8 protein-coding genes and 1 pseudogene are annotated in these 11557 nt (G+C 44.6%); 7 read left to right on the top strand and 2 right to left on the bottom strand.

Features of this window, described 5'->3' with window-relative positions; all coding sequences use genetic code 11:
- Positions 1 to 205 precede the first annotated feature (205 nt).
- From ACLFWI_RS17605 to ACLFWI_RS17585, 5 genes are all read left to right on the top strand, one after another.
- Positions 206 to 1069: a transcription factor RcaD gene (locus ACLFWI_RS17605; RefSeq protein ID WP_446413993.1), complete on the top strand. Its 864-nt coding sequence runs from the start codon at positions 206 to 208 to the stop codon at positions 1067 to 1069.
- Positions 1070 to 1127: 58 nt separating this feature from the next.
- Positions 1128 to 3101 carry a P-loop NTPase fold protein gene (locus ACLFWI_RS17600; RefSeq protein ID WP_446413992.1) on the top strand — a complete coding sequence of 658 codons (1974 nt, stop codon included), beginning with the start codon at positions 1128 to 1130 and terminating at the stop codon, positions 3099 to 3101.
- Between the two features lie 139 nt (positions 3102 to 3240).
- Entirely contained in the window at positions 3241 to 5892 is a 2652-nt protein-coding gene (locus ACLFWI_RS17595) for a DNA translocase FtsK (protein ID WP_446413991.1), read from the top strand.
- Between the two features lie 213 nt (positions 5893 to 6105).
- Positions 6106 to 6969, top strand: coding sequence for a ParA family protein (locus tag ACLFWI_RS17590; protein ID WP_446408113.1), 864 nt, complete (start codon positions 6106 to 6108; stop codon positions 6967 to 6969).
- Between the two features lie 427 nt (positions 6970 to 7396).
- Positions 7397 to 8335, top strand: coding sequence for a ParA family protein (locus ACLFWI_RS17585; protein WP_446413990.1), 939 nt, complete (start codon positions 7397 to 7399; stop codon positions 8333 to 8335).
- 224 nt (positions 8336 to 8559) lie between these two features.
- On the opposite strand, the gene tsaE is transcribed toward ACLFWI_RS17585, so the two are convergent.
- Together tsaE and ACLFWI_RS17575 are read right to left on the bottom strand one after the other, a co-directional pair.
- Positions 8560 to 9024, bottom strand: coding sequence for a tRNA (adenosine(37)-N6)-threonylcarbamoyltransferase complex ATPase subunit type 1 TsaE (gene tsaE, locus ACLFWI_RS17580; protein WP_446413989.1), 465 nt, complete (start codon positions 9022 to 9024; stop codon positions 8560 to 8562).
- A gap of 7 nt (positions 9025 to 9031) precedes the next feature.
- On the bottom strand, positions 9032 to 10402 hold the full coding sequence (locus ACLFWI_RS17575) for a gluconeogenesis factor YvcK family protein (RefSeq protein ID WP_446413988.1): 1371 nt from the start codon (positions 10400 to 10402) through the stop codon (positions 9032 to 9034).
- Between the two features lie 449 nt (positions 10403 to 10851).
- On the opposite strand from ACLFWI_RS17575, the gene ruvC reads away from it, so the two are divergent.
- Positions 10852 to 11367 (top strand): crossover junction endodeoxyribonuclease RuvC, encoded by a 516-nt coding sequence (ruvC, locus tag ACLFWI_RS17570; protein ID WP_446413987.1) that lies wholly within the window; start codon positions 10852 to 10854, stop codon positions 11365 to 11367.
- Positions 11368 to 11429: 62 nt separating this feature from the next.
- Positions 11430 to 11557, top strand: a pseudogene (locus tag ACLFWI_RS17565) (DUF58 domain-containing protein); the annotation flags it as partial.

Here is an 11557-nt window from a genome sequence, read left to right as displayed (position 1 = left end):
TTGGCTGTTGAGTCGATTTGGGGTGAGTAAGCAAAAACATTGGTCATGGGAGCATATTACTCTCTAGAATTGGGGAAGCAAATTAAATAATCACTGACATCTCAAGGCATATATATAGCCACGATTGAAGACGTTGATACCATTGCCGTTGTGATCACCCCTCAAGCTAAAGTAGAATTAACGATAGATGAGGTTAGGCATTTCCATGGAAACCAAGGAGCTAAAATTTCTCCTGAAACTGCTAGGATGTTCGGACTACCGTTCTCCACTGTCGGCAAAGGTATTTAATAGTATCAAAGGCAAAAACAAACTTGTCCGCGATTTAGAAACACGGGGTTGGGTCGATTTCTCCCGTGAGATCGCATCGGTTAAAATTTTACCACCGGGTCGCGCTCTGTTAAATGTGGAACCGGATCAAGTTCCTCTCTCTCCCAGTGAAATTAAGGTACTCAACAGTATCGGTAAAGCATCGGGAAAAATCAAACCCAGCAAAATCAATATCAAGTCGTTGAAGTCAGCCGAACGCGATGCTATATTACAACGCTTCCATGAACGGGGATGGATTGAAGTAGAAAAACAACTGAAACGCCAAAAGGCTGAAGTGTGGATGACTCAGCGAGGACTTGATCAGCTACGAGACGATTATATCCCGAAAAAAGGGACAAATCCAGTGATCAGTTTAGAACTGCTGGGGAATTATCTGCGGTTCTTGCGAAAATCACTCCCGAGTCAAGTGAATCCGTCTGTAAGTGTCGAACAACCCCAACCTTCGTTGAGTTCAGAACCTGTACTGACCCGGAAACCAACAGATATAGAAATTTTACAACTGATTCAGCAGTTAGACAAAGAACTGGGAACCGACAATTATTTACCAATTTTTCATCTGCGTCAAAAATTACAACCGCCCTTATCTAGGGATAACTTAGATCAAGCCCTTTATCGCCTACAACGGGAAGACAAAATTGAGTTGAGTTCATTAGTTGAGGCGATGCACTATACCTCAGAACAACTTCAAGCTGGGATTCCTCAAGAAATTGGGGGATCTTTATTTTTTATTATCGTCAACTAGCGAACCCATTTTTCAGTATGCCAGCCAATTCTGTTTGTAATCACTTCTATGGATAATCATGGCAACTATTGATGAAATTATAAAACGAGAAGTCAACCCTTTTGATCCCGTAACCTTTAAAACCGGAAACTTTTGGCGAGAAGATAAACAAGTCGCCGCCACAGTTGATTCAATTCACCAAGAAGCAATTAATCAGGTGACTGAGGTTCTTCGATTAGTCGCCAGAGATCAGCGCACACGAACGATATTGCTGGATGGAGACTCGGGTTCAGGGAAAAGTTATTTATTAGGACGTCTTAAGCACAAGCTTAACCCTTACGCTTTTTTTATCTATATCGATCCCTGGGCAGATAATCAACATATTTGGCGACATACGTTGCGCCAAATGGTAGATAGTCTGATGTACAAGCCTGAAGGACAAAAAAGTTCTCAGTTAATTCTTTGGTTGAAAGGACTATCAGCGTTTAAAGACCGCAGCATGATCAAGAAAATACTGGGAGAACGAGGACTTTTTATTCGCAATTTCAGAAGCACTTATCCCGCAGGTATTTATCAGGCAAAAGAGTTCTTTGGTGTCTTGTATAGTCTCACGAATCAGGATTTATATTTTTTAGCTTGTGACTGGTTACGGGGAGAAAATCTAGATCGAGATGACCTCAAGGCATTAGGGGTTAATCAGCCGATCGATAATGAAGAAGCCGCGCGAGGAATAATCGGCAACTTTGGCAGGATTTCAGCATCGACAAAACCCATCGTTCTCTGCTTCGATCAAGCAGAACTAGCACCGAAATATGATGGAATCCCTAATTTACAACCGTTATTTAATCTCAATACAGCCTTGCATAACCAATATCTTAAAAATATTCTGGTTATTATCAGTATTGGAACGAATCCATGGAATGTGAGTAAAGAACGTCTCGAACAATCAGACTTAGCCCGAATTGAAAAACGAGTTCGTCTAAAATCCATAAACCTTGAACAAGCTGAAGCCCTCTGGATAACCCGAATCTATCCCCTGCATGATCAAGCGAATCCCAAACCCGACTCTCCCCTTTATCCTCTTCAGAAGCAAGCATTGGAGCAAGAATTTCCTGGGGGAAAAGCCAATTTGCGAAGTGTGCTAGGACTTGGCGGAGAATTATTTATTGAACATAAATTAGGTCGTAAACCACCCAGAGAAGATTCTCTTGCCACTTTTAAATTAATCTGGCTCAAAGAATTCAAGAAGACCCAACAAAAAGTTGATCGAATTCGTCAATTTTCATCGGTTGATTTGACCCAGATGTTGCAACAGGCAATGAACGCCTTACAAATTAACCCTGAACCTAATCTTTTAAATCATGCCAAGTATAGTAGTTATTCCTTCACTTATCAGCATCCCGATAAGACTGAACGACTAGGAATTTTCTGGAACGAAGAACCTAACATGATAAGCTTCAATGCAGCGATGAACGCCTGTGAAAAAGACCTGAAAAAAAACTGTTGTGATACTCTAATTCTGATTCGATCCGAAAAACTGGGTAAAGCCACTAATCGAGGCTATAAACTATTCAAAAAACTCTTCAATGGCTCACCGCATCGTCACCTTACCCCCCATCTCGATTCTATCCATTACTTGAGAACATATCAGCTTCTAGTCAACTCCGCAGGTGCTGGGGAATTAGTAATTAACCAACAAACCCTGGATCTCCCTAGGTTAGAACAATTGATTCGAGAATCTCATGTTTTACAGAATTGTCCATTGTTACAAGACTTAGGACTTGTATCTAAACCCATCATTAAGCCTGATCCCGATTTAGGAAAAATCAAAGACTTCCTCTTAAACCTCGTCAAAACCCAATTTATGATTGGACGGCAAAAATTAGTTGATTTAACCCTGCAAGACTTCTCCCATATCGATGAATCCCAAATCAATCAGCAAATTCAGACACTCTGTCAAGAAAACCAAATCACCCTAATCCCGGCTGACGCCAAACCCCAAGATCAATCCGTCTGCTGGAAACCCCAGACCAAAAACAACACATCCCCCTAACTTGAATGATCCTGACTCAAAACTCATCGTCAGCAACGTCAACATTTATAACCCAAAACAAGCAACACTAAACCCAACTAAACCCTCTGCGCCCTCTGCGCTTACCTCTGCGTTACTCTGCGTTAAAAAAAATCCTCCCATGTACCTCACCACCCCCAATAAAATCCGCCAAATTATCTCCCAACTCACCACCTATCCAACTCTCTGGCTAGACACAGAAGTCGCCGACTGGCAAACATCAAACCCCAGACTCTCCCTAATTCAAATATTAGCAGATCCCACAGACAGAACCGGCGATCGCGCCTATATACTCGATGTCCTAGATAACCCTTACCTAGTTAAGGATTTCGTCGATCAAATTATGGTCAATCCCGACATCGAGAAAGTCTTTCACAACGCCAGCTTTGATCTAAAATTTCTCGGTGGGAAACAGCACGCCCAAAATATCACCTGTACCTTCAAACTCGTCCGGAAACTGACGAAAAAGTCCCGCAAAAATCCCCTGCAAGTCTCCAACAAACAACTCAAAACCCTCGCCGTAGAACTCTGTCACTTCACCAACGTTGATAAAACCGAACAAAGCAGTGATTGGGGACAGCGCCCCCTCACCCCCAAACAACTGCACTATGCCAAAATGGACACAGTTTATTTGGCTCATGTGCATCACCATTTATTACAATTAACACAGCCGCCTACTCCACCCCCAGTCGTGATCACACCAAAGCAACAAACAGAATCAGTAGAACATCCTCCCTTCAGTGCAACCAAAGTGCGTGTGGCGTTTGAATGTCCGCGTTTATTCTATTTAAAACAACACTTTGATGGCAATACTCTATTTATTCCACCCGGTCAATCTATCGGAATTGGCACAGCGTTTCACACCTTAGCCCAACAATTTATCAAACTCGCTCAAGAAGATTCCCAGTTTTCCGACTTATTAGAACCGTCCGTTGATCAATTAAATCGCGAAACTGTCGCCATGGGGATGCAGCAGTTATTTTATCAACAGGTATTTTTTCCCTACATCGAATCCCATCCCGAAATGGCGACGGTATTGCCAAAGCTGTGGCAAGGCTTAACCGCTCTAATTCAGCGTTGGGTCAAATTATTAGTGGTAAATCGTCGCTATTGTTTGCATCAAACGGTGATTAATCAAACCTTTATTCTGGAAGAACATAAGCTGAGTTATCGCTTTACTCTCCCCAATGGGAACTCCCAGGATGTGACGGGTCGATTTGATAGTTTATTGTTTAATTTTGAACGCAATCGTCTCTGTTTAATTGATTATAAAACCTACGAACCCGTTGACCCATCAGCGCAGTTAGCTCAAGTGGCACTTTATGGTTATATGCTCAGCCAAACGAAAGGAGTGCTGGTTGATTCAGGGGTTTATTGTGTTCTCCCAGAGTTTAAGGAGTATGCGTATTCTTGGGAACAGTTGGAAGCGGCTGTCCATGAGTTGATTCCCCATAAGTTACAGCAAATGCAGAACTGGGTGAGTTGGCAACATCCTCATTCAAATCCGCCACCGCTCACATCGAATACTCACTTGTGTGATATCTGTCCTCAACAGGAAACCTGTCAAACCTACTTTGAAGTAAGGAGTGCGGATATAGAGCAAAAGAAAGGGGAAGATGAGGGGATTTTTGATGGCGCTGAAGTGTCTACGACAAAGGGTGAAGGCGCTGAAGCGCTTACTACGAACGATGATGGCGCTAAAGCGCTTACTACGAACGATGATGGCGCTAAAGCGCTTACTACGAACAGTGATGCGATCGCACAACAGTTAGTTGAGACGTTACAATCCTTTAAAATAGACGTTACCTGTGTGGGAACCGCCGTTGGTCCCGCCTTTATCCGGGTAAAACTGAAACCAAGTCTGGGGGTAAAGATTAGCGCTCTACTGAAATTATCGGCTGATTTACAGGTACAATTAGGGATTACCAATCCTCCCCTAATTGCGCCCCAACCTGGCTATGTCAGTGTGGATTTACCGCGTCCAGATCGGCAAGTGGCGCAGTTCGAGGATTATATCACATCCCGGACGCCATCAGCCCATGCCCCAGTAAAAATTGCTATAGGCGTGGATTTAGATGGGAAACTGGTAGAAGCCGACTTATCGGATGCGAATACCTGTCACTTTTTGGTGGGGGGAACAACTGGAAGCGGGAAGAGTGAATTTTTGCGATCGCTCCTGCTATCCTTACTCTATCGCCATTCGCCCCAACAGCTTAAAATCGCCCTGGTTGATCCCAAGCGTGTCACCTTTCCCGAATTCGAGCAAATCCCCTGGTTGTACTCTCCTATCGTCAAGGATAGCGAAGATGCGATCGCGTTGATGGATAATTTAGTCGCGGAAATGGAACGGCGTTATCAGCGATTTGAGCAAGCGGGATGTTCTCACCTTGACGCTTATAACCAAAAGAATAATCCACCTTTACCGCGTCTTGTCTGTATCTTTGACGAATATGCTGACTTTATGACCGAAAAAGAGATCCGCAATGCTTTAGAATTGAGTATCAAACGATTAGGCTCAATGGCGAGAGCGGCGGGTATCCATTTAATTATTGCCACGCAACGCCCAGAAGCGAAAGTGGTTACACCGATTATTCGGTCGAATTTACCGGGACGAGTGGCGTTGCGGACAGCTAGTGAAGCTGATTCTGAGATTATTTTAGGGGGGAAACAATCGGAAGCGGCTTATCTTTTAGGGAAAGGAGATTTACTGTATCAAGTTGGGGCGAAGTTGCAGCGGTTGCAGAGTTTATTTGCTCGAAGGATTGAATTGTGAAGTGGGAAGGATATTTTTTCAACGCAGAGGTACGCAGAGGTTTTAACGCAAAGGTACGCAGAGGGAGTGCGATAGTTTTGTGTAGGGGCGGGTTTTACCATTATCGTTTATTTTTGACCCATAAGTGACTAAACCCGCCCTGACTAACGCCCTCCCTCTCCACCGTATAAGGCAGATCAGAGTATGATATAAGCATCGTCAAAACAACCATGAATGGGACACGTTATTTCAATCGTCAATATGAAAGGAGGTGTGGGCAAAACCACACTCACCGTCAACTTGGGGACAAGTCTAGCTAAAGAACATGGGATGCGAGTCTTAATCGTTGATCTCGATACCCAGATTAATGCGACTCTCAGCCTAATTCCTCCGGTACAGTTTACAAAATGCCGTAAACAAAAGCGCACGCTACAACAATTAGTCAATCAAGCCCTTCAATCCGAGTCGTTATCCTCCCCTAACGTTGATGAGGTGATTGTCCCCAACATTTGTCAGGTGAATGGACTGGACTTGATTCCCGGTAATATCGAACTGTACAATGATTTCTTATTAGCAACCCAGATTTATGCTCAAGCCAGCAGCAATCAGCAAGACTTTGAAAAAGGCTGGAATCATCTGGAAGATGGGTTAGTGAAGCGGATTATTCAACCGATTGTCTCTAATTATGACTGGATTCTGCTGGATTTTCCGCCAGGAGATAATTTACTGACGCGCAGTGGTATAATTGCCAGTGACTTGTATCTGATTCCCGCCAAGCCTGAACCTTTATCGGTTGTGGGGATGGGGATTTTGGAAGGTCGTATCCGGAGACTTAAGCAGAGCGATCGCGCTACACTCAATCTACTGGGTATTGTCTTTTCTTCCCTGGGTCATGCAACGACGATGGCAAGGAAAGTCAAGCAGCGAGTCCGTTCTGATTTTGGTGATGATAAAGTCTTTATCACCGAAATTCCCACCAATGTCGCCATAGCCAAAGCTGTTGATGAGTTTCAACCTGTGGTTCTCACCGAACCCACCTCTACGGGGGCGAAAGCGTTTACCGAGTTAACCAAAGAATTTCTCCAGCGAATTGCGTAGTGTCAGGGGTTGGGGAAGATGGAAATAACGATAAGGATAGGAACACACGGTTGTAGGGGCGGGTTTTACCGATAACAGTTTGGCACAAAACCATAACTTGACTAAACCCGCCCTTCTGGTTAAAACCGGGGGTAAAAACCTACCCTGTGATAATTATACCCTTGGGGCGGGTTTAGTTATTTATGGGTGGGAATAGAAACGATAGTAGTGAAACCCGCCCCTACAGACTAAAATGGTATGTTTGGAATACTCAAAACTATGGTATTGAGGGTTGCGAAGGATTCCTCAACTTATTCCCTTGATGGGTAAAATCGCTTACTATAGTAGACTGTTGCCGAAAGCTAGGAAAATTCAGACGCAATACGGCGTTTATAATCTAGGCTGGCTCATACCTAACTAGGTAACGTTTCTCCAAGAGGATTTTATCATGGGATTTGTCATTGCCACAGTTAACATGAAAGGCGGCGTTGGAAAGACGACGCTAACCGTCAACTTGGCAACTTGCTTGGCGAAACATCATCAAAAACGGGTTTTAGTCGTTGATTTAGATACCCAAATCAGCGCTACACTCAGCTTAATCGCCCCTCAAGATTTTGCTAAAGCCAGAAAAGCGAGACGCACGCTGAATCAATTAATTGATAAGGCAATTCGTCCCAATCGCCACGCCAAACTCAAGATTCAGGATGTTATTCAATCTTACGTTTGTTCGGTAAAAGGACTGGATTTATTGCCGGGAGATATTGATCTGTATGATGAGTATTTAGTCTCCGAGATGCTGCATCAAGAAGCCAGTCGTGAAGAAACTCCCAATTTTAATCAGGTGTGGAATCGGTTTGAGCGGCTGTTGATTAAAAGTATTTTAGAACCTGTGATAGATAACTATGACTTTATTATCTTAGACTGCGCTCCTGGCTATAATCTGTTAACCCGTAGCGGTATTGTTGCCAGTGATTTTTACTTACTTCCGGCTCGCCCTGAACCTTTATCGGTTGTGGGAATTCAACTCTTAGAACGACGGATTGCCAAATTAAAGGAGAGTCATAAGTCTAACATGTCTCTCGACTTACATTTATTAGGCATTGTCTTTATTTTATCCGGAGGATTGCTGGGTCGATATTACAAGCAGGTGATGAATCGGGTAACAGAAGATTTTGTGCCGACGCAATTGTTTAAGAATCGCATTCCGATGGATGTGAATGTGGCTAAGGCGGTTGATAGTTTTATGCCTGCGGTTATCGCTTCTCCCAATTCTTCAGGGGCAAAAGCGTTTATGCGGTTGACAGAAGAATTTATCGAGAAAATAAATGCCTATCAGAATGAGTTTAAAAAGGGTTCTAATAAAATGAATTTGGCGAATTTGGAGTGATTGATCCTTTGTCCGCTGTACTAAGAAGTGTTAACCAGCCTCAAATCTTTACTGTTCCCTGTTCCCTGTTCCCCCATCTCAACAGTCAACTTTAATGAAAGTCCGACTACTTACAGCAGATTTGAGGTTGATCAGGTATAGTTTTCTAAGTAAGATCCTAAGACTTCTTAGAGAAGTCGGGGATCTGTCTGTGTACCTCACTTACTACCAAAAGCGCTGTATCCTTATAGAGGCAGTTCTATCGCCGCCTCAGATTTCCCCGTTGAGACAGAAATCAGTTGGGCTTGACGTCCACCTTCACTTAAATAGGTTAAATTCAAATGCAGATAAGATTCTGGTAAATAGGGTAATCGATCCGCCCACTCGATCGCGACGATTCCCAAGGGCATTTCCACGCCTTCCCAATAGCTTTCTAAGCCTAACGCGGCTACGGCTTCAGGTTCGAGGCGGTACAAATCTAGATGATAGAGGGGAATGCGTCCTTCGGGATATTCGTTAATCAGAGTAAACGTGGGACTGACGATCGCGTCGGTGATTCCCAAGCCTGCACCAATTCCCTGCACCAATGTGGTTTTACCCGCACCTAAATCTCCCTCTAGCAGAATCACAGTACCTGGGGGCAAAGATTCCCCCAGACGAACACCTAGCGATCGCGTGGCTTGTGCATCAATTAGACGGAGTTTACTCATAATGAATCTACAACAGATGAGCGCGACTGTACCAGCGTAGTAACACCCGTGCTAACTTTTCCGGATTATGGCGGACTAGATTCGTGTTCTCATCTTCATCCATGACATTGGCTAAAACAATGCGGCGTCCTAACTCCTCAGTTGCTTCGCGATCCAGAAAAACCGGGTGGGAATTGACTTGGGCATACTTAATCAAGGCTTCAGCAGAAGGCACTTTTCGATGCACCAAAACCGCATCAAACAGAGAGTGACCACAAGCATTGTCCAGGGCGCGAATATGATCAGCAACCGTATATCCGTCCGTTTCACCCGGTTGAGTCATGATATTACACACATAGATTCGGGGAGCAGTACTTGCCGCGATCGCATCCGTAATTTCTGGCACTAACAAATTCGGCAGGATGCTGGTATACAGACTACCCGGACCAATAATAATGTAATCGGCTTCGTGAATCGCTTTGAGAACGGCGGGAAGAGCCGGAGGATTTTCTGGCGTGCAACCCATCTTGACGATTTTACCATTGGCAGCCGTAATATTCGATTCGCCTTCAATCCGACGCCCATCTTCTAATTCTGCCCAGAGACAGACATCACTCAATGTCGCCGGAAGAACTCGTCCTCGCACCGCTAAAACTTGAGAACTGGCGGCAATTGCCCGTTCTAAGTCCCCCGTAATCTCGCTCATTGCCGTCAAAAATAAATTACCAAAACTGTGACCCACTAGACCATTACCTGCTGAGAAGCGGTATTGAAACAGTTCGGTTAATAATTTTTCTTGGTCTGCTAAAGCTGCCAAACAGTTGCGAATATCTCCCGGAGGCAGAACCCCAAATTCTTGCCGCAGCCGCCCAGAGGAACCGCCATCATCGGCTACGGTGACAATGGCAGTGATATGGGCGCTGTAAATTTTCAGTCCTCGGAGTAAGGTAGACAACCCAGTACCGCCTCCCACGACGACAATTTTCGGACCACGATACAGGCGACGATGGGCGATCAGCACGTCTACCAGTTCTTCATCGCCTCCGGGTTTTAATGCCTCAGTAATCGAACCCACCGTCCGGGTTTGTCCCCAGAAGATAAACATCAGACCACAAATAATCGCCATCGGTCCAGATACATAGTTGGGAATAACCGTGGTGATTGTTTCCAGAATGGTGGAGGTGAGTTGGATTAAGTAAAAAATGGGGGTTAGCTTTGCCCAAATCGCTACCCCCAGACTCGTCAGTAGTACACCTATGGCACTAAGAAGCAACCAGCGTTTGACGAATAGTCCAGGGGCTAACCACTTAAACCACCGATTGACTTGTCGGGGTGTCCTACCTCTTGACTCGTTATGCAGGGTTCGTAGAGCGCGTTTGAGGAGACTAATTGAGGACATTGCTGATACCAGAAACGGAGAACAAAACTGGATAGACTTTAGCTAAGAGCAGGGCAATTGCTCAAGTCCTTGACGGGAAATGTGGGATTGTCTGCTGTCAACTGTGCCATATTCTTTTATTAGCTGGGAGGATAGGTTGGTCAGGATACATTCTGGAAATTATACCGGGACGACTGATTAATCCAACGGAGAACCTCAATAATCACCACGACTAGAACACCAGTCGGTGTTATCCAAGTCGATGCTAGAATTCCTCAAAACTGTAACACGAGCTACACAATCATCCCTTGAATGCAGGTCTTACTGTTCATGGCATCTGCCTGAATGAGGAAGTTTTGACCCAACGCTAGGCTCAGAATGACATGTTAGAACGCAACTTGGTATGAGTTTTGAGTTCAGAAACCTTTGCCATCATGCACTAGACTGGTGTTCTAGGAGACAGCAAGGTAATGGGAAAGCGAATTTTAGGACTAGACCCAGGGTTAGCGATTTTAGGCTTTGGGGCAATTATCTGCCAAGCTGAAGTTAAACAAATGACCAAGGTTCGGGGAAAATCGACATCTGAATCTGTACAGTTATTGGATTTTGGTGTAATTCAGACGCCAGCGCGGACGGAACTGGGAAAGCGACTCTGTACAATTTACGAAGATTTACATACTATCCTGGAGCAGTGCCAACCAGATCTAGTTGCCGTAGAGAAGCTGTTTTTTTACCGGATGGGTAATACAATTACTGTGGCTCAGGCACGGGGGGTGGTCACATTGGTGTTAGCCCAGCATCAGGTGTCAATGGTAGAGTTTACACCTGGACAAGTGAAGCAAGCATTGACAGGTTATGGGAATGCAGACAAGCACGAGGTACAGCAAGCGGTGGCGCGAGAGTTAAATTTAGAGAGTATACCTAAGCCAGATGATGCCGCCGATGCTTTGGCGGTGGCACTAACGGCATGGTTTCATCAGCAGTAATAATCTATTGTTTGATTTAATGGGAAAAGATAAAAGCCTAAGCGGGGTAAGGAGTGTGTCAAATGGGCATCATCACTCGGATCACGGATTGGTTAGAAACCCATTGGGTCACTCCTGCTTATGCTGGATGGATACTAGCGGGTATTGCGATTTGTTTCTTTGGCGCGGCGACCAATACTATGTCAGGGTG

It is taken from the genome of Coleofasciculus sp., from assembly GCF_046539235.1.
Lineage (GTDB): Bacteria > Cyanobacteriota > Cyanobacteriia > Cyanobacteriales > Coleofasciculaceae > Coleofasciculus.
The sequence above is the reverse complement of the archived record's forward strand: the minus strand, read 5'-3'. Positions and strand labels throughout refer to the sequence as shown.